The organism is Thauera propionica (assembly GCF_002245655.1).
In the GTDB taxonomy this organism is placed as follows: Bacteria; Pseudomonadota; Gammaproteobacteria; order Burkholderiales; family Rhodocyclaceae; genus Thauera; species Thauera propionica.
Window position 1 is genome coordinate 1 of sequence record NZ_NOIH01000035.1, and the last position, 25,120, is coordinate 25,120.

24 protein-coding genes are annotated in these 25,120 nt (G+C 67.3%); 10 read left to right on the plus strand and 14 right to left on the minus strand.

Annotated features, from left to right (window positions below; genetic code table 11):
• Positions 1–330: 330 nt before the first annotated feature.
• The 3 genes from CGK74_RS17395 (at position 331) to CGK74_RS17405 (ending at position 2,391) form a co-directional block, all read left to right on the plus strand.
• On the plus strand, positions 331–798 hold the full coding sequence (locus tag CGK74_RS17395; RefSeq protein WP_094269654.1) for a DUF1643 domain-containing protein: 468 nt from the start codon (positions 331–333) through the stop codon (positions 796–798).
• A 140-nt stretch (positions 799–938) separates the two neighbouring features.
• Positions 939–1,577 carry an HNH endonuclease gene (locus tag CGK74_RS17400; RefSeq protein WP_165770107.1) on the plus strand — a complete coding sequence of 213 codons (639 nt, stop codon included), beginning with the start codon at positions 939–941 and terminating at the stop codon, positions 1,575–1,577.
• 205 nt (positions 1,578–1,782) lie between these two features.
• On the plus strand, positions 1,783–2,391 hold the full coding sequence (locus CGK74_RS17405) for a DUF1294 domain-containing protein (protein WP_094269656.1): 609 nt from the start codon (positions 1,783–1,785) through the stop codon (positions 2,389–2,391).
• Between the two features lie 99 nt (positions 2,392–2,490).
• Here the strand turns inward: CGK74_RS17405 and CGK74_RS17410 are convergent, their stop codons facing one another.
• From CGK74_RS17410 to CGK74_RS17475, 14 genes are all read right to left on the minus strand, one after another.
• Positions 2,491–3,135, minus strand: coding sequence for a DUF1826 domain-containing protein (locus CGK74_RS17410; RefSeq protein WP_094269657.1), 645 nt, complete (start codon positions 3,133–3,135; stop codon positions 2,491–2,493).
• 87 nt (positions 3,136–3,222) lie between these two features.
• On the minus strand, positions 3,223–6,279 hold the full coding sequence (locus tag CGK74_RS17415) for an efflux RND transporter permease subunit (protein WP_094269658.1): 3,057 nt from the start codon (positions 6,277–6,279) through the stop codon (positions 3,223–3,225).
• Complete coding sequence (locus CGK74_RS17420) at positions 6,276–7,325, minus strand: efflux RND transporter periplasmic adaptor subunit (protein WP_094269659.1); 1,050 nt, start codon at positions 7,323–7,325, stop codon at positions 6,276–6,278. Before CGK74_RS17420 ends, CGK74_RS17415 begins: the two co-directional genes overlap by 4 nt.
• Before the next feature lie 243 nt (positions 7,326–7,568).
• A complete protein-coding gene (gene lipA, locus CGK74_RS17425) occupies positions 7,569–8,516 on the minus strand; it encodes a lipoyl synthase (protein WP_094269689.1) in 948 nt (315 codons plus the stop codon).
• Positions 8,517–8,578: 62 nt separating this feature from the next.
• The gene (lipB, locus tag CGK74_RS17430; protein WP_094269660.1) at positions 8,579–9,250 is read right to left on the minus strand and encodes a lipoyl(octanoyl) transferase LipB; all 672 of its coding nucleotides are present in this window, start codon (positions 9,248–9,250) and stop codon (positions 8,579–8,581) included.
• A complete protein-coding gene (locus CGK74_RS17435; RefSeq protein WP_094269661.1) occupies positions 9,247–9,531 on the minus strand; it encodes a YbeD family protein in 285 nt (94 codons plus the stop codon). Before CGK74_RS17435 ends, lipB begins: the two co-directional genes overlap by 4 nt.
• Complete coding sequence (locus CGK74_RS17440; RefSeq protein ID WP_094269662.1) at positions 9,521–10,384, minus strand: D-amino acid aminotransferase; 864 nt, start codon at positions 10,382–10,384, stop codon at positions 9,521–9,523. The genes CGK74_RS17435 and CGK74_RS17440 overlap by 11 nt, the downstream gene beginning before the upstream one ends.
• Positions 10,385–10,401: 17 nt before the next feature.
• Entirely contained in the window at positions 10,402–11,529 is a 1,128-nt protein-coding gene (locus tag CGK74_RS17445) for a D-alanyl-D-alanine carboxypeptidase family protein (RefSeq protein ID WP_094269663.1), read from the minus strand.
• Between the two features lie 125 nt (positions 11,530–11,654).
• Positions 11,655–12,773, minus strand: a complete 1,119-nt coding sequence (locus tag CGK74_RS17450) for a septal ring lytic transglycosylase RlpA family protein (protein ID WP_094269664.1) — start codon at positions 12,771–12,773, stop codon at positions 11,655–11,657.
• Positions 12,774–12,788: 15 nt separating this feature from the next.
• Positions 12,789–13,934, minus strand: coding sequence for a rod shape-determining protein RodA (gene rodA / locus CGK74_RS17455; RefSeq protein ID WP_094269665.1), 1,146 nt, complete (start codon positions 13,932–13,934; stop codon positions 12,789–12,791).
• Positions 13,931–15,907, minus strand: a complete 1,977-nt coding sequence (gene mrdA, locus CGK74_RS17460) for a penicillin-binding protein 2 (RefSeq protein WP_240498774.1) — start codon at positions 15,905–15,907, stop codon at positions 13,931–13,933. Before mrdA ends, rodA begins: the two co-directional genes overlap by 4 nt.
• A gap of 12 nt (positions 15,908–15,919) precedes the next feature.
• Complete coding sequence (gene mreD / locus CGK74_RS17465; RefSeq protein ID WP_094269666.1) at positions 15,920–16,441, minus strand: rod shape-determining protein MreD; 522 nt, start codon at positions 16,439–16,441, stop codon at positions 15,920–15,922.
• Positions 16,442–16,444: 3 nt separating this feature from the next.
• Positions 16,445–17,320, minus strand: a complete 876-nt coding sequence (mreC, locus tag CGK74_RS17470) for a rod shape-determining protein MreC (RefSeq protein WP_094269667.1) — start codon at positions 17,318–17,320, stop codon at positions 16,445–16,447.
• Between the two features lie 68 nt (positions 17,321–17,388).
• On the minus strand, positions 17,389–18,432 hold the full coding sequence (locus tag CGK74_RS17475) for a rod shape-determining protein (RefSeq protein ID WP_094269668.1): 1,044 nt from the start codon (positions 18,430–18,432) through the stop codon (positions 17,389–17,391).
• A 170-nt stretch (positions 18,433–18,602) separates the two neighbouring features.
• On the opposite strand from CGK74_RS17475, the gene gatC reads away from it, so the two are divergent.
• From gatC to CGK74_RS17510, 7 genes are all read left to right on the plus strand, one after another.
• The gene (gatC, locus tag CGK74_RS17480) at positions 18,603–18,890 is read left to right on the plus strand and encodes an Asp-tRNA(Asn)/Glu-tRNA(Gln) amidotransferase subunit GatC (protein ID WP_094269669.1); all 288 of its coding nucleotides are present in this window, start codon (positions 18,603–18,605) and stop codon (positions 18,888–18,890) included.
• Between the two features lie 49 nt (positions 18,891–18,939).
• On the plus strand, positions 18,940–20,409 hold the full coding sequence (gene gatA / locus CGK74_RS17485) for an Asp-tRNA(Asn)/Glu-tRNA(Gln) amidotransferase subunit GatA (RefSeq protein ID WP_094269670.1): 1,470 nt from the start codon (positions 18,940–18,942) through the stop codon (positions 20,407–20,409).
• Between the two features lie 11 nt (positions 20,410–20,420).
• The gene (locus tag CGK74_RS17490; protein ID WP_094269671.1) at positions 20,421–20,915 is read left to right on the plus strand and encodes a hypothetical protein; all 495 of its coding nucleotides are present in this window, start codon (positions 20,421–20,423) and stop codon (positions 20,913–20,915) included.
• Between the two features lie 34 nt (positions 20,916–20,949).
• Entirely contained in the window at positions 20,950–22,410 is a 1,461-nt protein-coding gene (gatB, locus tag CGK74_RS17495; protein WP_094269672.1) for an Asp-tRNA(Asn)/Glu-tRNA(Gln) amidotransferase subunit GatB, read from the plus strand.
• A 207-nt stretch (positions 22,411–22,617) separates the two neighbouring features.
• On the plus strand, positions 22,618–23,721 hold the full coding sequence (locus CGK74_RS17500) for a YeeE/YedE family protein (RefSeq protein WP_094269673.1): 1,104 nt from the start codon (positions 22,618–22,620) through the stop codon (positions 23,719–23,721).
• 71 nt (positions 23,722–23,792) lie between these two features.
• Positions 23,793–24,629, plus strand: coding sequence for a class II glutamine amidotransferase (locus CGK74_RS17505; protein WP_094269674.1), 837 nt, complete (start codon positions 23,793–23,795; stop codon positions 24,627–24,629).
• Positions 24,630–24,704: 75 nt separating this feature from the next.
• Positions 24,705–25,118 (plus strand): HIT family protein, encoded by a 414-nt coding sequence (locus CGK74_RS17510; protein ID WP_094269675.1) that lies wholly within the window; start codon positions 24,705–24,707, stop codon positions 25,116–25,118.
• Positions 25,119–25,120: the final 2 nt, after the last annotated feature.

Consider the following 25,120-nt stretch of genomic DNA (forward strand, 5'->3'; position numbering starts at 1 on the left):
CCGTGAGCCGACTGTTCATAACTGGGCGCTGGGCATAATGGCCGTTATGATCAGCTATCCATAACGGCCAGAAACCGCCACTGGTCACCCAATCCCGATAGCAGCCATCCGAGCGATGGCAGTATGCTACCGGCGTGTGTGCCAGATCGGACGCATCGACCCGCAAGGTCGTCGGCTGCTGCTTTCTCTGCCTTTTTATTCAGTGCTTCGCGTAGTTTCTGCTTCTAAACAGTAACTTGTCGAACACGTTATCCGGCATTCCGATGTTATGCGGCATAACTGTCGCCCTAAAACAAAGTTATATCCGCAAGAGCACCGCACGAGATACCTATGAAGACTGATGCAAAACTTTCGGAGTGCAGGCAATACCGTTACGCACTCTGGCGCACGTGGGACGACTCGAAACCTTATGCAATGTTTGTTGGCCTGAATCCGTCTACTGCTGACGAAACAGACGATGACCCAACCATAAGACGTTGCATTGGTTTCGCCAAAGATTGGGGGTACGGCGGTCTGTGCATGGCCAATTTATTCGCTTATCGCGCTACCGACCCAAGCAATATGTTTTCAGCCCAAGATCCTATCGGGCCACAAAACGATGTTTGGCTTGAGAGGCTCGCAAAAGATGCTGGTATCGTCGTGGCAGCTTGGGGAAATCACGGCGGGCACCTTGGTCGCTCAAAAATAGTTTCAGCACTCATACCAAATCTTCAATGTTTGAAAGTTAACAAGTCAGGTGAGCCGGCACACCCGCTGTATCAGCCAAGCACAGCAAAGCCAATAGCGTTTCACGCATAACATGGCGCTCAACCTCGCTCCCTTCGGTCGCTGGACGCTGCGCGATAAAGCCGCGCAGCGCCGGTTAGCTCTACGTTAGGTTGCAGACCATGATTTGCACAAAGTGCGGGGGAACCAGATTCAACAGTTGGAATCGTTGCATGGACTGCCGCAATCAGCGAGCAAAAGTGCGGGCAGAAAGAGTAAAGAAGAATGGCGGCTCTCATACCAGCACAGAATGGAAGTCGCTCTTGGCAAACAGCCCAAACTGTGCCGAATGCGTTCGGCCTTGGGCGGAGATACCTCCTCGACCTGACCCACGTTACAAACACCCTTGGACGAAGGGCCACAAAATACCGATTTATCACGGTGGATCAGACGACATTTCAAATATCCAGGTTGAGTGCTACGAATGCAATTTTCGCAAGAATGCCGGTGCGCTTGGTCGCGCACGAACAGGCAATACGAATCCAGTTAAGAAACCCAACAGCGGAAATAACATGCCCACTGCGCAAGAACGAATATCGAGAAGATTTAGCTTCATTCTCAACAATGGAACAGAAGTTTTTCCGGTACAGATGAAGAGGCGTGATACGGGGACGATTGCATTCAGAGTTTCTCCTGGCGGTACGGGTGGTAACACCCTTGAAGCCAGTGAAGAAGTGGATGAAGAAACGATGGTGCGGAAAGTGCTCGAAGAGGGCTACGCTGTTCGCTGCAGATCTTTGGATGGAAACACGAATGGCTTATACAAGCACGGCCATAGGTCAGTACGGGAAATCCGCCGAAATGCAACCTAACAACACTATCAACTCGGACGTGCAAAAGCGCCGCTTCGCTCTGCTTTTACACGCCGGTTATGGTGAACGTTCCAGCGGACCGCCTTCGGCGGCCGCTGAACTCTGACGTCGAGCGACAGCTTTCCTCAAAGCTCAACGTCAGGAGCGGGTCGACAGCGGACAAACTGACCGACCTATGCCCAGTTCTGCCCCCAGCCCAAAAACCATGCGCTACCAAGGCCGTATCACCACCTGGAAAGACGACAAAGGCTTTGGCTTCATCACGCCCAATGGCGGGGGTGAGCCGGTCTTTCTCCACATCAGCAGCTTCTCGGGCCAGTCTCGTCGGCCGGAAGGCGACGAACTGGTGACCTACGAGCGCGTCACCGACGACAAGGGACGCACGCAGGCAAAGAGGGTGGCCTATGTGGGCGAGCGGGTCGAGGTAGCTCCCGGACGCAGCGTGCTGCCATTGCTCTTTGCCGCGGCATTCCTGCTCTTCATCGGCGCGGCCGTCTTCTACGGTCGGCTTCCGGTGGCGATCCTCGGGCTATACGGGGCGGCGAGTGTCGTCGCCTTCATCGCCTATTGGTCCGATAAGTCGGCGGCGAAACGCAACCAGTGGCGGACGCAGGAAAGCACCTTGCACCTGTTCGCGCTGCTCGGCGGCTGGCCGGGCGCGCTGGCGGCGCAACGGGTGTTCCGGCACAAGACCTCCAAGTCGTCGTTCCAGGCGGTGTACTGGATCACCGTGGTGCTGAACTGCGCGGCGCTCGGCTGGCTGCTATCGCCTTATGGCGCGCAGACGCTCGAGGCGGTGATCGGGCTCATCTGAAAGCCTGAGAGAGAACATAGCGCGGCGGCCCGGCGGGCGGGCTTTCGGTAGCGTCACGCACGAAGGCGCGCTGATGCTTCGGGCCCGGGCCGGCCCTTCTCACCACCCCGCATCCAGCGCCACCAGCACGCGCGGCGCGTCCGCGACGGCGGGTGAACGATGGACGATGCCCCGGTATTGATTGCCCTGCCAGAGGCTGCCCTTGAGCAGGGCGACGTCGAAGGGGTCGATTGCGTGAATGCGGTGGCCGGGGCGAAGCAGTCCCGACGATTCGTCCGGCAGCCCGTTGGCGCCTGCGCCGAGGAAGCGGCGGTCCACCGCGTGCTCTTCGATCCATTCGGTGCCCGGGCCGCGATAGGTGCACAGCATGCGGATGCCGACACGGTCGACGTGGAATCGCGGGCACATGGCGCGCTGGACGACCTCGAGGCGCACGCCGATGGTTTGGGCGTCGAGCAGGTCGCCCAGCATGTCGGCGAGCAGCACCAGGTCATCGGCCAGCGCATCGCGGCCGGGCCCGGGTGGCAAGGCCCGCAGGTCGGGCGCCTCGCCCCGGGCCAGGGTCTGGCGAAAGCCGGTACCGAGGGCATGGCGGTTCTCATCCAGCCAGTCGGCGATCAGGGGATTACGCGGGCGCGCCCACTGGGCAAGCTGGATGTCGGGCTCGAAGATGCGGGTGAGGCCGAACGGCGCATCAGCCAAGGCGTGACAGGAGGTGGCGTGTAGCGGCAGTGGGGCGTTCATGGGCATCTCATCCGGTTGGCTGGCACTAATGCTACATTGTTGCACTAGTACAGCCAACCGGATGCGATGCCGCCGGTACGCGGGTCGCTACGCCCGCCCCAACCTGAACCACAGCGCGTACAGCGCCGGCACGAACAGCAGCGTGATCGCCGTGCCCACCGCGACGCCGCCGATCAGCACGTAGGCCAGCGGCCCCCAGAAGGTGTCGAGCGTGAGCGGGATGAAGGCGAAGGCGGCGGCGAGCGCGGTGAGGATGACCGGGCGCGCGCGCTGCACGGCGGCCTCGACGACGCCTTCGAAGGCGTTCATGCCTTCCTCGAAGTTGTCGGCGACCTGCTGGGTGAGGATGAGCGTGTTGCGCATGAGGATGCCGGCGAGGCCGGTGAGGCCCAGCAGCGCGACGAAGCCGAAGGGCTGGTTGAACAGCAGCAGCGCCAGCACTGCGCCGATGAGCCCCAGCGGGGCGGTGGCGACGACGATGAAGGTGCCGGAGAAGGTGCGCATCTGCAGCATGATGAAGATGAGCATGAACGCGACCATGACCGGCTGCAGCTTCTGGATGGAGGCGTTGGCCTTGCCCGACTGCTCGACCGCGCCGGAGATCTCCAGGTGATAACCGGGCGGCAACTGGCTGCGCAGTTCGGCCAGCGCGTTCCAGACATCCGCGGTGACGTCGTTGGGCTGGGCGCCTTCGACGTCGCCCTGCACCGATAGCGACAGCTCGCGGTTGTAGCGCTTGATGACCGGCTCCTCGAAGCGCAGCGCGAGGCGGCCGAGCTGGCTGGCGGGCAGCTTGCGGCCGTCGGGGGTCAGGATCTCGAGCGTCGACAGGCTTTCGGCGTCGAGCCGCTGGCCGCCGTTGGCGCCGCGGGCGATGACGTCCACGGTGCGCACGTCCTGCCGCACCTGGGTGACGCGCACGCCGCTGAACTGGAACTGCAGTTGCTGCGCCACGTCCTGCGGGGTGAGGCCGAGCAGGCGCAGGCGTTCGGTGTCCATCTCCAGGTGCAGCACGGGGGCGCGCTCGTCCCATTCCAGGTGCGGATCGACCACGTGCGGGTTGGCGGCCATGATCTCGCGCACCCGATGCGCGATGCGGCGCACTTCCAGCGCGTCGGCGCCGACCACGCGGAAGGCCACCGGCCAGATCACCGGCGGGCCGTACAGCAGGCGCGACACGCGCACCCGCGCCTCGGGGAACTCGCCTTCGTCGATGTGGCGCTGCAGCTCGGCCATGATGCGGGTGCGGGCGGGCACGTCCTGGCTGACGGCGATGATCTTGGCGAAGGCCGGATCGGGCGGTTCGGGGTTGGCGGCGAGGAAGAAGCGGGGCGCGCCGCCGCCGACGTAGCTCGACAGCGTGCGCACGTCCGACATGGGCGCGAGGATGGCTTCGATCTTGCGCACGGTGGCGTCGGTGGCGCCGATGCTGCTGCCTTGCGGCAGATAGACGCTGATGAGCACCTCGGGGCGGTCGGAGCTGGGGAAGAACTGCTTCTGCACCAGCGTGACCATGCCGACCACCGCCACCACGAGCAGGCCCAGCGTGCCGAACACCACCGACTTGCGCCAGGTGACGCACCAGGTGATGAGCCGACGCAGGCGGCGGAACATGGGCGTCTGGTACACGCTGGCGTGGTCATGCACGTTCTCGCGCGCCACTTCGGGCAGCATCTTCACCCCCAGGTAGGGGGCGAACACCACCGCCACCAGCCACGACACCAGCAGCGACAGCGCCAGAACCCAGAAGATGTTGCCGGCGTACTCGCCCACCGACGAGCGCGCGAAGCCGATCGGCAGGAAGCCCGCCACCGTGACCAGCGTGCCGCACAGCATGGGCGCGGCGGTGACGTTCCACGCATGGGCGGCCGCGCGCACGCGGTCCCATCCTTCCTCCATCTTCACCAGCATCATCTCGACGGCGATGATAGCGTCGTCCACCAGCAGGCCCAGGCCGATGATGAGCGCGCCGAGCGAGATGCGGTCGAGGTTGATCCCCATCAGCTTCATCACCAGGAAGGTGATACCCAGCGTCAGCGGTACCGCGATGCCCACCACCAGCCCCGCGCGCCAGCCGATGGCCAGCATGCTGACAGCGACCACCACCGCCACGGCGACGAGGAACTTGATCTGGAAGAGATTGACCGCGCCGGCGATGGCCTCGGCCTGGTTGGTCAGCACCTCGAGCGAGATGCCCAGCGGCAGGCGTTCGCGTTCGGACTCGATGAAGGCCGCCAGCCGTTTACCCAGCTCCAGGCCGTTCTCGCCCTTGGCCATGACCATGCCGAGCAGCACCGCATCCTCGCCGCGCGAGCGCACCAGATAGCCCGGCGGGTCTTCGTAGCCGCGCTGGATGGTGGCGATGTCGCCGAGGCGCAGCACGCGGTCAGCCACGCGGATGGGTACGGCGGCGAGCTGCGCCGGGTCGGACAGGTCGGCGTCGAGCCGCAGGTACAGGCGCGGGCCGTCGGTCTCGATGCTGCCGGCCGGCAGCAGGCGGTTGTGCGCGGCGATGGCGTCGAACACCGCCTGCGGCGACAGGCCCAGGTTGACCAGCGTGGCGTTGTCGAAGGACACATACACCCGCTCCGGGCGCTCGCCCAGCACCTGCGCCTTGTGCACGCCGGGCACGTGCTGCAGACGGTCGCGGATCGCCTCGGCCTCGCGCACCAGCTCGCGCATCGGCATGCCGTGCGCGGTGAGCGCGATGAGGCTGAAGTAGGTATCGGCGAAGTCTTCGTTGACGATCGGGCCGATGACACCCGCCGGCAGGCTGGCGGCCTCGTCCTGCATGCGCTTGCGCACGTCGTACTTCAGCGCCGGCACCTGCGCCGGCGGCGTATGGTCGTGGAACTCCACCTGCAGGTTGGCCGAGCCGGGGCGCACCGTGGTGATGATGCGGTAGATGTTCTCGACGTCCTGGATGCGCTTTTCCAGCCGGTCGACGACCTGCTCCTGCATCTCCTGCGGCGTGGCGCCGGGCCACACCGCATTGACGACCATGACGCGCATCGTGAACGACGGGTCTTCCGCGCGGCCGAGCGACAGGAAGGCGTAGACGCCGGCCAGTATCGACAGGATGAGGAAGAAGAACGTGACCGAGCGCTCGCGCACCGCGAGCGCCGACAGGTTGGGGAAGCTCATCGCGGCAGCTCCCGCACCGCCATGTTGTCGACCAGCAGGTGGGTGCCGAGGGCGACCACGCGGTCATCCGCGGCCAGCGCGCCGCGTACGCGCACGGTGTCGCCGTCGGTCGCCAGCAGCGTGACCGGAACCTGGCTGACGGCGCCGTCCTTCACGCGCCAAACGCGCGGCCCCTCGCCGCGCTCGTTGAGAGCGCCCAGCGGCAGCACGAACTCGCCGTCGGCCGCGGCCGCGCCGTGGAAGCGGGCGCGCACCACGGCGCCCAGCACCAGCGCGTCCTGCGCGCCGCGCACCGTGTAGCGCGCACGCAGCGTGCGGCCCTGGCGCTCGACGGCGCCGGCGGTCTCGCGCAGTGCCAGCGGCAGGCTGGCGCCGTCGGCCAGCGTGGCCTCGCCTTCGGCGGGCGGCGTCGCGCCGGCGGGGAAATGCACCTCGATCTCGCGCTCGCCGGCCTGCGCCAGCAGCGCGACCTGCTGCCCGGCGCCGACGACCTGGCCGGCTTCGCCGACGACGTCGATCAGCACGCCGGCCGCCGGGGCCTGCAGGCGGCCGTAGCCAAGGGCGTTGCGTGCCTGGGTGAGGCGCGCGGCGGCGGCATCGCGCCGGGTGCGGGCTTCGCGCGCCGACAACTCGAAGCGCTGCAGCGCCTGTTCGCTGGTGTAGTTGCGCTGCTGCAGCTGGCGGTTGCGCACCAGATCGGCGCTGGCGGTGGCCAGTGCGGCCTCGGCAGCGGCGAGGTCGGCCTCGGCCGCGCGCACCGCCTGCTCCAGATCGCGGGTATCCAGTTCGAACAGCACCTGCCCGGCGGCGACATGCTGACCGGCATCCACCGCGCGGCGCGCGATGCGCCCGCCCACCTGGAAGGCCAGCGGCGATTCCACCCGCGCCCGCACCGTGCCCGACAGGCCGAAGGCGGTGTCGCCCGCGGCGGCCACCGCCACCGTACGCACGAAGGGCGGCGCCTTGGCCGGCGGGGGCTGCGTGGCATCGCCACAGCCGGCCAGGAGGAGCACACCGAGGAAGAGCGGGAACATCGCGAGGCGCATGGGATTCTCGTCAGGGGAACGCGCGTGGACACTGACACGCCAGCCAGACCGCCGGCATGTCACGCAAGGCGCCGACATTACGCCTGTCCGGCGTTCATTTCCATACTCAAACGAATGGTGTCGGACGTCTGCGGCAAGGTGCCACGCCGCCGGGCGCGGGGCTGTAAACGGCAAGAGGCGGCATGCTCTCGCACCCCGCCTCTTGCACCGTACCGCATTCGCACCCGCACGGGCGCGCAGGCCTCAGACCACGCCGGCGCCGTGCGCCTGCTGGTCGGCCCAGTAGCTCGACCGCACCATCGGCCCGCAGGCCGCGTTCTTGAAGCCCATCTTCAGCGCTTCGGTCTCGAACATCTTGAAGGTGTCCGGATGCACGTAGCGCAGCACCGGCAGATGGCCGCCGGAGGGCTGCAGGTACTGTCCGATGGTGAGCATGTCGACGTCGTGCGCGCGCATGTCGCGCATGACCTCGAGGATTTCCTCGTCTGTCTCGCCCAGGCCGACCATCAGGCCGGACTTGGTGGAAACTTCGGGGTGGCGGGCCTTGAACTGCCTGAGCAGTTCGAGCGAGTAGGCATAGTCCGAACCCGGACGGGCCTGCTTGTAGAGGCGCGGCACGGTCTCGAGGTTGTGGTTCATGACGTCGGGCGGGGCGGCGTCGAAGATGTCGAGCGCAATCTCCATGCGACCGCGGAAGTCCGGCACCAGCACCTCAATGGTGGTCTTCGGCGACGCCGCGCGCGTCTCGCGGATGCAGTCGACGAAGTGCTGGGCACCGCCGTCGCGCAGGTCGTCACGGTCGACCGACGTGATCACCACGTAGTTGAGGCGCATCGCGGCGATGGTCTTGGCCAGGTCGCGCGGCTCGTTGGGGTTCAGCGGCTCGGGGCGGCCGTGGCCGACGTCGCAGAACGGGCAGCGACGGGTACAGATGTCGCCCATGATCATGAAGGTGGCCGTGCCCTTGCCGAAGCATTCGTGGATGTTCGGGCAGGAGGCTTCCTCGCACACGGTGTGCAGCTTGTGCTCGCGCAGCGTTTCCTTGATCTCGTTGAAGCGTTCGGCTTCCTGGCCGGCGCCGAGCTTGATGCGGATCCAGTCGGGCTTCTTGAGGCGTTCGGCGGGGACGATCTTGATGGGGATGCGCGCGGTCTTTTCTGCGCCGCGCTGTTTGCGGGCTGGGGTTTCCACCGGCTTTTCCATAGTGGCTGTTCTCTGGGGTTCAGGAATCGCGCTCGTGGCGCAGACCGGGATTATGAGCCTGCCGGCAGGGCTTGGGCAGTCCCGCGCGACGGATTGTCGTGACCGGCGTCGCCACCCACGGGTGGCAACAGGCGCTGCAGGTGGGCCAGCAGGCGCTCGCCGACCTGCTCGACGCCGTCGCTGACGCCGAAGTCCTTCATGCGGATCGTCTTCAGGCCTTCGTAGCCGCAGGGATTGATCCAGCCGAAGGGCGCGAGGTCGGCGTCGACGTTGATCGCCAGCCCGTGGTAGCTGCAGCCGTTCTTCACGCGCAGGCCGAGCGCGGCGATCTTGTCACCGGCGATGTAGACACCGGGTGCGCCGTTCTTGCGTTCGGCCGCGAGGCCGTAGTCGGCCAGCGTGTCGATGATCGCCTGCTCCATAAGGTTCACCAGTTCGCGCACCTTGAGGCGGCGCCGTGGCAGGTCCAGCAGCAGGTAAGCCACCAGCTGGCCGGGGCCGTGGTAGGTGATCTGGCCGCCGCGGTCGATGTGCACCAGCGGGATGCCGGCCGGGTTCTGCAGCAGGTGTTCGGGCTTGCCGGCCTGGCCCAGGGTGTAGACCGGCGGGTGCTGCAGCAGCCAGATCTCGTCGGGCGTGTCGTCCGTGCGTCCGGCAGTGAACGCGCGCATCGCCTCGAGCGCCGGCGCGTACTCCACCAGGCCGAGGCGCTTGACGATCAAAGCACCACCTTGACCATCGGGTGCGAGGTCAGCTCGCGGTACATCGTGTCGACCTGCAACTGCGACACCGCGCGGAAGGTACAGGTGACGGCCAGGTAGTTGCCCTTGCTCGACGGCCGCATCTCGGCCCCCGCCGGGTCGAAGTCCGGCGCGTGGCGCAGCACGACCTCGATCACCGCCTGGGCGAAACCATCCACCCGCGCGCCCATGATCTTGATCGGGAAATCGCAGGGAAACTCCAGCAGGCTCTGGCGCGACTGGGCGCCCTCGTTATCCACCATTACGCATCACCGTCTGTTTGAATTCCTGATACCAGGCATACATCTGCCGCCCCATCGGACCGGGCTGGCCGGTGCCCACCGGCTGGCCGTCGAGCGAGGTGATGGGCAGCACTTCCTTGGTGGACGAGGTCATCCACAGCTCGTCGGCGCTGCGCACCTCGGCTTCGAGCACCTCGCGTACCTCGTGCGCCATGCCGTGCGTGCGGGCCAGTTCCAGCACCACGTCGTAGGTGATGCCGGGCAGCATCAGATGGCTCTTGGGCGGCACCAGCAGCACGCCGTCCTTGCACACGAAGATGCTGGAGGCCGCGCCTTCGGTGAGGAAGCTGTCGCGGAACAGCACGGTCTCGGCGCAGCCCTTGTCGATGGCGTGCTGGCGCAGCAGGCAGTTGGCCAGCATCGACACCGTCTTGAGGTCGCAACGCAGCCAGCGGATGTCGGCAGCGCTGGCGGCGGACACGCCGGTCGCCAGCTGCTCGGCCGTCGGCGTGACCAGCGGCTCGCTCATCAGGAACACCGTGGGCGCGACCTCGGGGCCGGGGAAGGCGTGGTTGCGCCTGGTGTCGGCGCCGCGCGTGACCTGCAGGTACACCGACTGGTCGTCCCACGGGTTGCGGGCGACGATCTCGCCGATGATGGCCTTCCATTCCTCGGCGCCGTGCGGATTGGCAAGCCGCATCGCCGCCAGCGTGTTGGCCAGCCGCGCGACGTGCTCGTCGATGCGGAAGGCGCGGCGCGAATAGACCGGGATGACTTCGTAGGCGCCGTCGCCGAACAGGAAGCCGCGGTCCATCGGCGACACCCGGGCTTCGGCGAGCGGGACGTACTGTCCGTTGACATAGGCGGTGATCACGCTGGACTCCCGATGGCTCAGAGGTTCTTGAAGAACATCACGATGGCGTCCCACAGGCGGCCGAAGAAGCCCGCCACCGGCACGTCCTTGAGGGCCACGACCGGGTAGTCGCCGATCGCCTTGCCGTCGACGCTGAGCTTGAGCGTGCCGACTTCCTGGCCCTTCTCCAGCGGCGCCACCAGCGGCTGGCGGCTCTCGAGGGTGACCTGCACCTTCTGCGCGGCTTCCTTGGGCAGCGACATCACGAAGTCACGCGTGAAGCCCACGGCCACCTCGTTTTCCTTGCCCTTCCACACGCGGAACTGCGACAGCACCTCGTCGGCGGAATAGAGCTTGACCGTGTCGTAGAACTGGAAGCCGAAGTTGAGCAGCTTGAGCGATTCCTGCGCGCGCACCGTGTCCGACGACGCGCCGAGCACGACCGAGATCAGCCGGCGCGAGCCGCGCTGGGCGGTCGACACCAGGCAATAGCCGGCCGTGCTGGTGTGGCCGGTCTTCATGCCGTCGACGGTGGCATCCATGTACAGCAGGCGGTTGCGGTTGGGCTGCTTGATGTTGTTGTAGGTGTACTCCTTCATCGAGTACAGGCTGTAGTACTCGGGGAAGTCGCGCACGATGGCGCTGGCCAGCAGCGACAGATCGCGCGCCGTGGTGTAGAGCTGCGGGTCGGGCAGGCCAGTGGAGTTGGTGAAGTGGGTGTTGGTCATGCCCAGGCGCTGGGCTTCGCGGTTCATCAGCGCGGTGAAGGCTTCCTCGCTGCCGGCGATGGTCTCGGCCAGCGCGACGCAGGCGTCGTTACCCGACTGCACGATCACGCCACGGATCAGCTCGTCGACCGTGACCGGCTTGTTCGGCTCGATGAACATGCGCGAGCCTTCCATGCGCCACGCCTTTTCCGACACCGGCACCACTTGGTCCGGCGTGAGCGTGCCGGCCTTGAGCGCGGCGAAGGTCAGGTAGGCGGTCATCAGCTTGGTCAGCGAGGCCGGCTCGATACGGGCGTCGGCATCCTTGTCGGCCAGCGTCTGGCCGGTCGCGTGGTCGACCAGCACCCAGGCCTTGGCGGCGAGCGCCGGCGGCGGCACGGACTGCGCGAGCGCAGCGACGGAAAACAACGAAATCAGGACAGCAAGGAAGAAACGCATGAGGAGAACCCGGGAAATGAGGAGGGAGACAGGCGGGAACGCCGAATTATAGGCGCCCGTCCGAGGGCAGACCAAAAGCGAAAGCCTTTGTTTCAACCCAATGTTGCGTTGCGCAAGCCGGCGCGTCAGCGCACGACGACGAAGGGCTTGAGCCGCAGCGTCGAGCCCATGCGCTCGGCCGCGGCGCGGGCCTCGTCCACCGTGTCGTAGGGGCCGGCATGCAGGCGGAAGCGTTCACCGTCGGCGAACAGCTCGAGGCGCTCGGCATGCTCGGCCACCTCGCGCTCGACGGTGGCGCGGAAGCCCTCGGCATTGGCGCGCGAGGCGAAGGCGCCGAGCTGCAGGAAGATGCCCGCACTGGCCGAGGCGATGTGCGGCACCAGACCGTCGCCGTCGGCACCGGAGGTGGCTGCGACCGCAGCAACGACCGCGGCGGCAGCGGGCATGGACGAGGCGGCCTGCGGCGGCGCGAGCGGCGGCAGGGCGCGGGATTCGACCGCCGCGGGCGGCGGGCTGGCCGGCGCGGGCGACTCGGCGACGGCCACCGGCGTGCGCCCGGGCAAGGGCGGCACGGGCTTGGCGGCCGCCATCATCGGCACCTCGTCGGGCAGGATCTGCTCAATCTCGACCTCGGCGCTGCCGGCGTTGATGTAGCCGAGCTTGTGCGCGGCGGTGTAGGACAGGTCGATGATGCGGCCCTTGTGGAAGGGGCCGCGGTCATTCACCCGCACCACCACCGAGCGGCCGTTGCCGGCGTGCGTCACGCGGACGTAGCTCGGGATGGGCAGCGTGGGGTGGGCCGCGGTCATCGCGTACATGTCGTAGGGCTCGCCGCTGGAAGTCGGCTTGCCATGGAAGCGGCGGCCGTACCAGCTCGCGCGGCCGCGCTCGCGGAAGGGGCGCAGCTCGGTGGCCGGCACATAGCCCTGGCCGAAAACGTTGTAGGGCCGGTTGGCGAAGCGGTGCAGCGGCTCGAGCCGCGGTTCGGCGTCGGGAATGGCGTCGAGGTTCTCCGGCGGCACGTCGTCGGGGCCGTCATCCTTGTAGTAGCCGCCACCGCGGGCAGACTGGGCGGCAGGCGCGGAGGGCTTGGACGCCGCGGTGTCGTCGCTGCGCTTGGGCGCCGAGCCGCAGGCCGACAGCAGCATCGCGGCGGCGGCCACGATCGCGAAGGCGGCCAGCGAGCGCCCGCGTGGGGCACGCTCGGCACGAATCGGTACGACGAGGGCAGGATCAGACTTCATCGGCACTCCGGGACTTCAGCTGCTGCGCGCCACGAGGCGGCTGCGCTGGATGCTCATCAGGATACCGATGCCCAGACATAGCGTGACGAGCGCAGTTCCCCCGTAGCTGACAAAGGGCAGCGGCACGCCCACGACGGGCAGGATGCCGCTGACCATGCCCATGTTCACGAAGGCGTAGGTGAAGAAGATCATCGTCACCGCACCGGCGAGCAGGCGCGAAGCGTGGGTTGGCGCGAACGCGGCGATGGTGAAGCCGCGGATGAGCAGCAACAGGTAGACCGCCAGCAGCACGACGGCGCCGACCAGGCCGAACTCTTCGGCCAGCACGGCGAAGATAAAGTCGGTATGGCGCTCCGGCAGGAAAGCGAGGTGGGTCTGCGTGCCCTCCATCCAGCCCTTGCCCGACAGGCCGCCCGAACCGATGGCGATGGTGGACTGGATGATGTGGAAGCCCTTGCCGAGCGGGTCGCGCGTGGGGTCGAGCAGGGTGCACACACGCTGCTTCTGGTATTCGCGCAGCACCTGCCAGTCGACGTCCGGCTGGCACAGGGTGTCACCGAAGGCGACGATGGAGCCGATGCCGATCACCGCCGCCAGCACCAGCGGCACGATCAGCTTCCACGACAGGCCGGCGAAGTAGATCACGTACAGGCCGGACGCCGCGACCAGCAGGCTGGTGCCGAGGTCGGGCTGGATGACGATGAGGCCGACCGGCACCACGAGCAGCAGACCGGCGACGATGAAGTCGACAAAGCGCGTCTGCCCTTCGCGTTGCTGGAAGTACCAGGCCAGCATCAGCGGCATCGCAATCTTCATGATCTCGGACGGCTGGATGCGGGTAACACCGATGTCGAGCCAGCGTTGTGCGCCCTTCGACACCTCGCCGAAGAGCTCCACGCCGATCAGCAAGACGACACCCGCCGCATACAGCGGCAATGCCAGGCTCAGCAGGCGGGTGGGCGTCAGCCAGGCGACGACCCACATGGCGCCGAGCGCGACACCAAAGTGGGCGAGCTGGTTGTCCAGCCGCTCGGGCGATGCGCTCTGCATCAGCACCCAGGCGTAGCCGAGCAGCACGCCGAGCAGCAGCGTCAGCATCGGGTCGATCGGCCGCAGGAAGGCGCGCACCAGCGCGATCGGATTGAAACGCCAGCCACTCATCGCGCCGTCTCCGGAGCTCCCGCCGGGACCGGCGGCAAGGCCGGCACGAGCGGCCCGCCGCCTGCGCCATTCACGCCTTCCTCGCCGAGACTCTCATCCGCTTCGACATCCTCTGCCGCTGGCTGGCCCGCGCGTTGGTGCAGCAGGTAGTAGTCCATCACCTGGCGTGCGATGGGCGCGGCCGACTGCGCCCCGAAGCCGCCGTTCTCGACCAGCACCGCCAGCGCAATCTTCGGCGCTTCAGCCGGCGCATAGGCGACGAACCAGGAGTGGTCGCGCAGGCGCTCGCGGACCTTGCCCTCGACGTAGCGCTGGCCGCGCAGCGAGAACACCTGCGCGGTGCCGGTCTTGCCGCCCGAGGTGTACTCCGCGCCCTGGAAGGCGCGCCGGCCGGTGCCGCTGATGTTCACATCCACCATGCCGTCGAGCACCGCCTTGACGTTGGCCGGCCTGAGCGGGATCTCGCGCAGCGGCTCGGGCTCCACCACGCGCCGCTCTCCGCTGCGCGAATCGATCACGTGGCGCACGATGTGCGGCCGGTACAGCTTTCCGTCATTGACCAACGCCGCCAGCGCATTGGCGAGCTGCAGCGGTGTGTAGGCGTTGTAGCCCTGGCCGATACCGACCGAGATCGTCTCGCCGGGAAACCACTGCTGCTGCTCGGGCCGGCGGAAACGCTGGCGCTTCCACTCGGGTGAGGGCAGCACGCCAGTGGCCTCGCCGGGCAGGTCGATACCGGTGCGCGAACCGAAACCGAACGGCGCCATGAAGTTGGCAATGTTGTCGATGCCCAGCTCGTGCGCGAGCTGGTAGTAGTAGGTGTTGCACGACACCACGATGGACTTGTGCAGGTCGACCATGCCGTGGCCGCCGATCTTGTCGTCCATGAAGCGGTGGTTGCCGAGGTTGAAGTAGCCGAGGTCGGAGATCGCCTGCTTGGCCGTGCGCTTGCCCGTTTCCAGCCCGGCGAGCGCCATGAAGGGCTTGAAGGTCGAGCCGGGCGGATAGGCCGAATAGATCGCGCGGTTCAGCAGCGGATGGTCGGGCGATTCGTTGAGCGCCTTCCAGTCCTGGGTGGAAATGCCATCGACGAACAGGTTGGGGTCGAAGGTGGGCGTCGACACCAGCGCCAGCACGCCGCCCGTGGCCGGCTCGATCGCGACCAGGGCGCCACGGCGGTCGCCGAAGGCGTTCTCGGCGATGCGCTGCAGCTCGATGTCGAGCGTCAGTTCCAGATCGTTGCCCGGCGCGGGCGGCGTGCGCGACAGGGCGCGCACCGCGCGGCCGCCGGCATTGACCTCGACCTGCTCGACGCCCGTGGTGCCGTGCAGTTCATGCTCGTAGAACTGCTCCAGCCCGGCCTTGCCGATATGCTGCGTGCCGCGGTAGTTGGCGGCATTGCCCGCCTCCTCGATGCGCTCGACGTCGCGCTGGTTGATGCGACCGATGTAGCCGACGACGTGAGAACCCACGGCGCCCTGCGGATAGTCACGCAGCAGTCGCGCCTTCACCTCGACGCCGGGGAAGCGGTAACGATGCGCGGTGATGCGGGCGACTTCCTCGTCGCTCAGGCGGCTGCGCACCGGCACGCTTTCGAAGTTGCGGCTCTCCTCGAGCAGCTTGGCGAAGCGGCGCCGGTCGCGCGGCTCGATCGCCACCAGCATCGCCAGTTCGTCCAGCGTGGCCTCGACATCGCCGACCTGCGAGGGGGTGATCTCCAGCGTGTAGGTGGCGTAGTTGCGCGCGAGCACCACGCCGTTGCGGTCGACGATGGTGCCGCGGTTGGGCACCGTGGGCAGCAGGGCGATGCGGTTGTCCTCGGCGCGCGTCAGGTAGTAGTCGTGGCGCACGACCTGCAGGTAGTAGAAGCGTGCGGCCAGCAGCCCGAGGCAGACGCACACGAACAGCGCGGCAACGACCACGCGCAGGCGGAAGCGTGCGAGCTCCTGGGCGGGCGCGCGTAACTCGGTCATCGCCCGCGGCCCTCAGATCGGCCGGTTGTCATCGCGATCCACCGGCCGGTACTGCGGCAGCATCAGCAGGATGGACAGCGGCGCCCACAGCAGGGCACTGCTCAGACTGGACAGGAAATAGGACCACCCCGGGAACTCCGCGCCTGCCAGTACGCGCACGACCAGCATCAGCACCTGGGTGAGCAGAAACAGCGGCAGCATGTGGATCGCCTGCTGCAGCAGCGGGAACCACAGCACACGACGGGCGGCACCGTTGGCGACGTAGGCCAGCACCACGTAGGCCAGCGCATGCTGCCCCATCGCCGCGCCCTGGCCGACGTCGACCAGCAGGCCGAAGACGAAGCCCACGCCCATGCCGATGCGCAGCGGCTCGCGCACGCACCAGATCGCCAGCACCAAGGCGACCCAATCGGGAATGCCCGGCACGCGGCCGGAGGGGATGTACTCGAGGCCGAGCGCGGCGATCAGGCTGAGGTAAACGAACCACAGCTTGACCGGCAGCAGGATGCGGCTGGAACGGTTGGTCGGCTGCATGCTTCAGCGCTCCCGGGCCGCCGGCTCCGGCGGCGGCGGCGGGTAGGCGGTGCGCCCGATCACCAGCACCTGGACGCTGGTCTCGACGGCCGCCAGGGGTTGGGCCTCGATGCGGGCGAAGGCGTCCGTCTCGCGGTCGACCGCCATGATGACGGCGACCGGCAGGCCGGGCACGAACACGCCGTCCAGGCCGGAGGTGACGAGCTGGTCGCCTTCGCGGATGTCCGCATCGGCCAGCACGAACCGCATCTCCAGCCGGCCGCGGCCGGTGCCGAACAGCACGCCGCGCACGCCGTTGCGCACCACGCTGACGGGAATCGACTGCGTGCGGTCGGTCAGCAGCGTGACCTCGGACTGCACCGGATGCACGCGCGTAACCTGGCCCACCACGCCCTTTGCGTCGACAACCGCCAGCCCCGGCTCGACGCCCTGCTGGGTGCCGCGGTCGAGGATGACCTTGCGCGCGAAGGGGTCGGGGGCGTTGTACAGGATGTCGGCAGCGATGCTCTTGACCTCGACGCGGCGCGACATGTCGAGCAGCGCGCGCAACTGGGCGTTCTCTTGCTCGAGCAGCTCGAAGCGCAGCAGGCGCTCGCCCGAGGCGAGCTGCTGGCGCCGCAGGTCGGCGTTCTCGATCTGCACCTCGATCAGCGTGGCGAAGTAGCGCGAGGCATTGCGCACGAAGTCGGCCGGTGTCGCGGCCGCCATCTGCAGCGGATAGGTGACCACCGACAGCGCGTTGCGCATGACTTCGAGGTAGCGAAAGCGCAAGTCGGCCACCAGCAGCACCAGGCAGATGGCGACGAAGGCAAACAGGCGCGCAACCGGCGCCGGTCCGCGCTTGAAAATCGGAGGAGGCTGATGGCCGACGAAAGACATCCGCAAGACCCGGGGCCGTCAGGTGAAGGAAAGTGAGCGGCCCCGGGCTTGCACGCCGGGGCCGGTCATCACTCGGAGGTGAAGATGGAAGCGAGCTTGTCCATCTTGTCGAGCGCCATGCCGCAACCGCGCGCGACGCAGGTCAGCGGCTCTTCGGCCACGACCACCGGCAGGCCGGTCTCTTCCATCAGCAGGCGATCGAGGTCGCGCACCAGCGCGCCGCCGCCGGTCAGCATCATGCCGCGCTCGGCGATGTCGGCGCCCAGCTCGGGCGGGGTCTGCTCGAGGCCGATCTTGACCGCGGACACGATCTGGTTGAGCGGCTCGGTCAGCGCCTCGAGGATCTCGTTGGACGAGATCGTGAAGCTGCGCGGGATGCCCTCGGCCAGGTTGCGGCCCTTGACTTCCATCTCGCGCACTTCGGAACCGGGGAAGGCCGAGCCAATTTCCTTCTTGATGTTCTCGGCGGTGGTCTCGCCGATGAGCATGCCGTAGTTGCGGCGGATGTAATTGACGATGGCCTCGTCGAACTTGTCGCCGCCGACGCGCACGCTGCCGGCATAGACCATGCCGCCGAGCGAGATCACGCCGACCTCGGTGGTGCCGCCGCCGATGTCGACCACCATCGAACCGGTCGCGTCCGACACCGGCAGGCCGGCGCCGATCGCCGCCGCCATCGGCTCCTCGATCAGGAACACCTGCGAGGCGCCCGCCGCCAGAGCCGCGTCGCGGATCGCGCGGCGCTCGACCTGGGTGGAGCCGCAGGGCACGCAGATGATGATGCGCGGGCTGGGCGACAGCAGGCGCGAGTCATGCACCTTCTTGATGAACTGCTTGATCATCTGCTCGGTGACGACGAAGTCGGCGATGACGCCGTCCTTCATCGGGCGGATGGCGGTGATGTTGCCGGGCGTCTTGCCGAGCATCTGCTTGGCCTGGTGACCGACCGCCTGGATCGAGCGCTTGGCATTGGGTCCGCCTTCGGTGCGGATTGCCACCACCGAGGGTTCGTCGAGGACGATGCCCTTGCCGCGCACATAGATCAGCGTGTTGGCGGTGCCGAGGTCGATCGCGAGATCGTTGGAAAAGTAGGAGCGCAGGAAACCGAACATGAAGCCTTCCGAAACCGGTGGAGTGGTTGTGCCGTGTGCCGCAGACAATGTCTCGCGAGCCGCAACGCCAGCGCCTCGCCCGCTACCGCCAAGCGGTGCAGCCCCGGGCGGGGCAAAGACGATTATGATAACCTACAAACCTTTGTGGATTCAGCAGGTTTTGTTACCTCATGTCGCTATCCAATGAACAAGTCGGGCACATCGCCCGCCTCGCGCGGATCGCGCTTTCCGACGCCGAAGTGGATGCCACGCGCGCAAAGCTCAATGGCATTTTCGACCTCATCGAACAGATGCAGGCGGTGGACACCACCGGCGTCGAACCGATGAGCCACCCGCAGGAGCTCGCCACGCGCCTGCGCGAGGACGTCGTCACCGAGACCAACCGCTGCGAAGCCTTCCAGAAGGTCGCCCCGCAGACCGAAGCCGGCCTCTACCTGGTGCCGAAGGTCATTGAATGATCCGCCTCGCGGCCGGCCTCGCCGCGATGCCCACTTTCTTGCCGAACCCATGATCAACGCTTCCCTCCCGGAACTGCGCCGCGCGCTCGATGCGCGGCAGATCTCCAGCGTCGAACTCGCGAGCCTGTTCCTCGACCGCATCGACGCGCTGAATCCCGAGCTCAACGCCTTCATCACCGTTGATCGCGACGGTGCACTCGCCGCGGCCCGTGCCGCCGACGAGCGCATCGCAGCCGGTACGGCCGGCGCGCTCACCGGCATCCCGCTCGCGCACAAGGACGTGTTCTGCACCGAAGGCGTGCTGACCACCTGTGGCTCGAAGATGCTGTCGAACTTCGTCAGTCCCTACGACGCCCACGTCGTCAGCCTGCTCAAGGCCGCCGGCGTGGTGAGCCTGGGCAAGGCCAACATGGACGAGTTCGCGATGGGCTCGTCCAACGAAAGCTCGTACTACGGGGCGGTGAAGAACCCGTGGAACACCGCCCGAGTGCCCGGCGGCTCGTCCGGCGGCTCGGCCGCCGCGGTTGCGGCGCGCCTGGCGCCGATCGCCACCGGCACCGACACCGGCGGTTCGGTGCGCCAACCGGCCGCCTTCTGCGGCATCACCGGCATCAAGCCGACCTACGGCCTGGTGAGCCGCTACGGCATGATCGCCTACGCGTCCTCGCTGGACCAGGGCGGCGCCTTCGGCGCCAGCGCCGAGGATTGCGCGCTGCTGCTGTCGGCGATGACCGGTTTCGACGAACGCGACTCCACCAGCCTCGAGCGTCCGACCGAAGACTACACCGCCGCACTCGCTGCGCCGGCTTCGGCAAAGCCGCTCGAAGGTCTGCGCATCGGCCTGCCGCGCGAGTTCTTCGCCGAAGGCATGGCCGACGACGTGCGTGCCGCTGTCGAGGCCGCACTCGACCACTACCGCGCGCTCGGCGCCACCACGGTCGAGGTATCGCTGCCCAACGCGAAGCTGGCGATCCCGGCCTACTACGTGATCGCGCCGGCCGAGTGTTCGAGCAACCTGTCCCGCTTCGACGGCGTGCGCTACGGCCATCGCGCCGCGGACTACGGCGACCTGGCCGACATGTACAGCAAGAGCCGCGCCGAGGGCTTCGGCGCCGAGGTCAAGCGCCGCATCCTCGTCGGCACCTATGTGCTGTCGCACGGCTACTACGATGCCTATTACCTGCAGGCGCAGCGCCTGCGCCGACTGATCGCGCAGGACTTCCAGGCCGCGCTGCAGCAGTGCGACGTGATCGCCGGCCCGACCACGCCGACCACCGCCTGGGCGCTGGGCCAGATGGCGGACGACCCGGTGCAGATGTACCTGTCGGACATCTACACCATCGCGGTGAACCTCGCCGGCCTGCCCGGCCTGTCGCACCCGGTCGGCTTCGGTACCGACGGCCTGCCTGTGGGGCTGCAGCTGATTGGCGACTACTTCGCCGAGGCACGGCTGCTGAACGCCGCACACCGCTTCCAGCAGGTCACCGACTGGCACGCCTGCCGGCCGGCCGCCGCCTGAGACAGACCGCGATGCGGGCAGCGCTGCGCCACACGCTCCGTCACGGGCTGTTCGTGCTCGCCGGCGGGCTGCTGGCGTCCTGCGGCGTGCTGCCGCCGGCACCGCCTTCGGCGCAGCCGGACGTCGCACGCCCGAGCGAGGCGCCCGGCCGCCTGAAGCCGATGCCGGTGCGCCCGCTGGACGTGAAGGCCAACTGCCGCTTCCGCGACGAAGCCGGCTACGCAGCGACGGCCGTCCTCGACATCAGCCACGCCGAGGTGAAGGCGTTCAGCGCCACGGTGGACATACCGCGCCGCGGCAGCTGCCGCTTCGACGGCCCCTTCACCCAGACCCGCCGCCTGCCAAGCGTGGAGTTGCGCGCGCAGGACGGCTGCACCGTCAACATCTGGGAACAGGGCCAGCAGGTGACAGTGGGCTTCTCCAACTGCGCGCGGCGCTGCAGCCGCGGCACTTTCGACTACGTATGGCCGATCATCGTCGATCGGACCAGCGGCGAATGCCACTGAGCATTTGCCGCGAACCGCAACAAGAGAAACGACCATGAGCAGAACGGATTGGGAAGTCGTGATCGGGCTGGAAGTGCATGCCCAGCTCAACACCGCCAGCAAGATCTTTTCCGGCGCCAGCACTGCCTTTGGCGCCGAGCCCAACGTGCAGGCGAGCGCGGTGGACATCGCCCTGCCCGGCGTGCTGCCGGTGCTGAACCGCGGCGCGGTCGAGCGCGCGATCCGCTTCGGTCTGGCGATCGGCGCCCACGTCGCCGACAAGAGCGTGTTCGCGCGCAAGAACTACTTCTACCCCGACCTCCCCAAGGGCTACCAGATCAGCCAGATGGACCTGCCGGTGGTGGTCGGCGGCGCGATCACGATCCGCGTCGGCGAGGGCGAGCAGGCCTACGAAAAGACCGTGCGCCTGACCCGCGCCCACCTCGAGGAAGACGCCGGCAAGAGCCTGCACGAGGACTTCCACGGCATGACCGGCATCGACCTCAACCGCGCCGGCACGCCGCTGCTCGAAATCGTCTCCGAGCCCGACATGCGCTCGTCGGCCGAAGCCGTGGCCTACGCCCGCGCGCTGCACGCGCTGGTGCGCTGGATCGACATCTGCGACGGCAACATGCAGGAAGGTTCGTTCCGCTGCGATGCCAACGTGTCGGTGCGCAAGAAGGGCGCGACCGAGTTCGGCACCCGGCGCGAGATCAAGAACCTCAACTCCTTCCGCTTCCTGCAGCAGGCGATCGACTACGAGGTGCAGTGGCAGATCGACACCATCGAGGACGGCGGGCGCATCCAGCAGGCCACGGTGCTGTTCGACCCCGACACGGGCGAGACGCGCATGATGCGCAGCAAGGAAGACGCGCATGACTACCGCTACTTCCCCGACCCCGACCTGCTGCCGCTGATGATCTCGGACGAGTGGAAGGCGCGCGTGCAGGCGGCGATGCCCGAACTGCCGGGGGCGATGAAGGCGCGCTTCATGGACGCATGGGGCCTGTCCGCCTACGACGCGACCACGCTCACCGCGTCCAAGGAAGTCGCCGACTTCTACCAGGCCACGGTGTCGGCCGCCGGCGCTGCGCTCGCCAAGCCTTGCGCCAACTGGGTGATGGGTGATCTCGCCGCACGCCTGAACAAGGCCGAACTCGACATCGGCGCATCGCCGGTGTCGCCCGCGCAGCTCGCCGGACTGGTCGCGCGCATCGCCGACAACACCATCTCCAACGCCATCGCCAAGAAGGTGTTCGAGGCGCTGTGGAACGGTGAAGGCACCACGGCGGACGAGGTCATCGACAAGCAGGGGCTCAAGCAGGTCACCGACACGGGCGCCATCGAGGCCATGATCGACGAGGTGCTCGCCGCCAACCAGAAGTCGGTCGACGAGTTCCGCGCCGGCAAGGAGAAGGCCTTCAATGCCCTGGTCGGCCAGGTCATGAAGGCGAGCAAGGGCAAGGCCAGCCCGGCGCAGGTCAACGAGCTGCTGAAGAAGAAGCTCGGCGCCTGATCGCGCAGCGCCCGATTCGGGCACTGCGACCGACCCCGCGTTCGACCGCTTCGGCGGCCCGGCCGCGGGGTCGGTGCCGTTTACGGCCTGCACCACACTTGCCCTGCATCAATAACATCTCCAGCACTTCGTCACATTCTTATATTCTTCGATACTGACGAAGCCGGCCTCGAATCGCGGACACAAGTCGCCGGCGCAGGAGGAGAGATGGATGCATCGGTCGACCTGATCGACTGGCTGGGTGAAGACCTGAGCCTCGCGCTCGGCGGCCTGGTCATCGGCGCGCTGTTCGGCTTCTTCGCGCAGCGTTCCCGCTTCTGCCTGCGTGCGGCCGTCGTCGAGGTGGCGCGCGCCCAGGCGGGTGCCAAGCTGTCCATCTGGCTGCTCGCGTTCTCCTCGGCGCTGATCCTGACCCAGACGCTGATCCTGCTCGGCCTGTTCGACACCGCCAACGTGCGCCAGCTGTCGAGCCAGGGCAGCCTGTCGGGTTCGCTGATCGGCGGCCTGCTGTTCGGCATCGGCATGGTGCTTGCGCGCGGCTGCTCCAGCCGCCTGCTGGTGCTGGCGGCCAACGGCAACCTGCGCGCACTGCTGTCGGGCCTGATCTTCGCCGTCACCGCGCAGGCATCGATGAACGGCATCCTGTCGCCGTGGCGCGAGGCCCTCGGCAAGTTGTGGACCATCGAGGGCGGCAACGCGCGCGACCTGCTGGCCTGGGCCGGCATCGGCAACAGTGGCGGCCTGCTGTTCGGGCTGCTCTGGTTGGCGGCCGGTGCCTGGTTCGCGCGCCGGCACCGCATCGACGGCTGGGGCTGGGTGGGCGGCATCGCGGCGGGCCTGATGGTGGGTTGCGCCTGGTGGTTCACCTACCGCATGGCCGGTCTGCTGTTCGAACCGACGCCGGTACAGAGCATGTCCTTCACCGGCCCGTCGGCCGACGTGCTGATGCTGGTGCTGTCGCCACCGGGCCAGCCGCTCAACTTCGACCTCGGCATGGTGCCGGGCGTGTTCCTCGGTTCGTTCATTGCCGGCCTGTTCGCCCGCGAACTGAAGCTCGAGGGCTTCCAGGGCGGACACGCGATGCGGCGCTACATCGCCGGCGCAGTGCTGATGGGTTTCGGCGGCATGCTGGCGGGCGGCTGCGCCGTGGGCGCCGGCGTGTCGGGCGCCGCGGTGTTTGCGGTAACGGCATGGGTGACGCTGGCCGCGATGTGGGCCGGCGCAACCCTGACCGACTGGCTGGTCGACCGCCCGGGCGCCACCGCGGCTGTCGGCGCCAGCGGGACGGTATCCGCACCCAGCCAGCCATGACACGCGGCGCCAGCCGGGCGTCATCGCTTCGCTATACTTCGGATTCCCCCACCGACCGCGCGGAGTCTCCGATGTGCCAGCTGCTCGGCATGAACTGCAATGTGCCGACCGATATCTGTTTCTCCTTCGCGGGTTTTCGTGCCCGTGGCGGCCTGACCGACCATCACCGCGACGGCTGGGGCATCGCCTTCTTCGAGGGCGCTGGCGCGCGGGTCTTCCTCGACCCCAGTCCCAGCGCCGATTCGCCGGTCGCCGAGCTGGTCAAGCACTACCCGATCCGCTCGCTCAACGTCATCGCCCACATCCGCAAGGCCACGCAGGGCGAGGTGAGACTGGAGAACACCCACCCTTTCCAGCGTGAACTGTGGGGGCGCTACTGGATCTTCGCCCACAACGGCAACCTGAAGAACTTCGCGCCGACGCTGACGGGCCGCTTCCAGCCGGTCGGCACGACCGACTCCGAACTCGCCTTCTGCTACCTGCTCGATCGCCTCGCACAGCGCTTTCCGCAAGGCACCCGCGACATCGCCGAACTGCATGCCGAACTGCATGCCGAACTGCGCGCGCTCGCCATCGAGATCGGCAGCCACGGCGAGTTCAACTTCCTGCTGTCGGACGGCAACCAGCTGTTCGCGCACTGTTCGTCACGCCTGTGCTATATCGTGCGCAAGGCGCCCTTCCCGGTGGCCCATCTGGCCGATGAAGACCTGACCGTCGACTTCAACGAAGTCACCACCCCGCTCGACCGCGTCGCCGTGATCGCCACCACGCCGCTGACCGACAACGAATGCTGGACGCAGATCGCGCCGGGCAACCTGCTCGCCTTCCGCGACGGTGAACCGGTCGCGCTGCGCGACACGACAACCGTTGCGCAGGACTATCCTCGTGGCACAGTGACAAATGCGTAGCAGTTCCTCGCGGGCGGCAGCAAGACGGGTTAGAGTTCGTATCCGCCCGGGGTTTCGAGTCGTCGAGGTTTGATCATGGATTGTCCGTTGTGCACGCCTTCCGCCGAGCAGGTCGTCTGGGAGGATGATCGCTGCCGCGTGATCCGCGTCGACGATCCCGCCCATCCGGGTTTTTGCCGGGTGATCTGGCGCGAGCACGTGGCGGAGATGACGGACCTGCTCACCGCCGACCGGCGCCACCTGTTCGCGGTGGTGATGGCGACCGAACGCGCGCTGCGCGACCTGCTGCATCCGGACAAGATCAACCTCGCCAGCTTCGGCAACATGGTGCCGCACATGCATTGGCACGTGATCCCGCGCTATCGCGATGACAGCCACTTCCCGGAGTCGGTGTGGGGCACGCCCCAGCGTCCCGGCGTGGCGCATGCTGCAGCCGACCCTGTCGCCCTGGCGCGTGCGATCGACAGCGCACTTGCCGCGGGTCAATGACC

Excerpts from the sequence above, each read along its gene's own strand:
- mreC (WP_094269667.1), bottom strand. The coding sequence starts at position 17,320 with ATGTCTTTCGTCGGCCATCAGCCTCCTCCGATTTTCAAGCGCGGACCG.
- gatB (WP_094269672.1), top strand. The coding sequence starts at position 20,950 with ATGAGCAGAACGGATTGGGAAGTCGTGATCGGGCTGGAAGTGCATGCC.
- rodA (WP_094269665.1), bottom strand. The coding sequence starts at position 13,934 with ATGAGTGGCTGGCGTTTCAATCCGATCGCGCTGGTGCGCGCCTTCCTG.
- CGK74_RS17415 (WP_094269658.1), bottom strand. The coding sequence starts at position 6,279 with ATGAGCTTCCCCAACCTGTCGGCGCTCGCGGTGCGCGAGCGCTCGGTC.
- CGK74_RS17450 (WP_094269664.1), bottom strand. The coding sequence starts at position 12,773 with ATGAAGTCTGATCCTGCCCTCGTCGTACCGATTCGTGCCGAGCGTGCC.
- CGK74_RS17500 (WP_094269673.1), top strand. The coding sequence starts at position 22,618 with ATGGATGCATCGGTCGACCTGATCGACTGGCTGGGTGAAGACCTGAGC.
- mrdA (WP_240498774.1), bottom strand. The coding sequence starts at position 15,907 with ATGACCGAGTTACGCGCGCCCGCCCAGGAGCTCGCACGCTTCCGCCTG.
- gatC (WP_094269669.1), top strand. The coding sequence starts at position 18,603 with ATGTCGCTATCCAATGAACAAGTCGGGCACATCGCCCGCCTCGCGCGG.
- CGK74_RS17445 (WP_094269663.1), bottom strand. The coding sequence starts at position 11,529 with ATGCGTTTCTTCCTTGCTGTCCTGATTTCGTTGTTTTCCGTCGCTGCG.
- CGK74_RS17505 (WP_094269674.1), top strand. The coding sequence starts at position 23,793 with ATGTGCCAGCTGCTCGGCATGAACTGCAATGTGCCGACCGATATCTGT.
- CGK74_RS17410 (WP_094269657.1), bottom strand. The coding sequence starts at position 3,135 with ATGAACGCCCCACTGCCGCTACACGCCACCTCCTGTCACGCCTTGGCT.
- CGK74_RS17400 (WP_165770107.1), top strand. The coding sequence starts at position 939 with ATGGACTGCCGCAATCAGCGAGCAAAAGTGCGGGCAGAAAGAGTAAAG.
- CGK74_RS17395 (WP_094269654.1), top strand. The coding sequence starts at position 331 with ATGAAGACTGATGCAAAACTTTCGGAGTGCAGGCAATACCGTTACGCA.
- CGK74_RS17475 (WP_094269668.1), bottom strand. The coding sequence starts at position 18,432 with ATGTTCGGTTTCCTGCGCTCCTACTTTTCCAACGATCTCGCGATCGAC.
- CGK74_RS17405 (WP_094269656.1), top strand. The coding sequence starts at position 1,783 with ATGCGCTACCAAGGCCGTATCACCACCTGGAAAGACGACAAAGGCTTT.
- CGK74_RS17435 (WP_094269661.1), bottom strand. The coding sequence starts at position 9,531 with ATGGTGGATAACGAGGGCGCCCAGTCGCGCCAGAGCCTGCTGGAGTTT.
- CGK74_RS17490 (WP_094269671.1), top strand. The coding sequence starts at position 20,421 with ATGCGGGCAGCGCTGCGCCACACGCTCCGTCACGGGCTGTTCGTGCTC.
- CGK74_RS17510 (WP_094269675.1), top strand. The coding sequence starts at position 24,705 with ATGGATTGTCCGTTGTGCACGCCTTCCGCCGAGCAGGTCGTCTGGGAG.
- mreD (WP_094269666.1), bottom strand. The coding sequence starts at position 16,441 with ATGCAGCCGACCAACCGTTCCAGCCGCATCCTGCTGCCGGTCAAGCTG.
- CGK74_RS17420 (WP_094269659.1), bottom strand. The coding sequence starts at position 7,325 with ATGCGCCTCGCGATGTTCCCGCTCTTCCTCGGTGTGCTCCTCCTGGCC.
- gatA (WP_094269670.1), top strand. The coding sequence starts at position 18,940 with ATGATCAACGCTTCCCTCCCGGAACTGCGCCGCGCGCTCGATGCGCGG.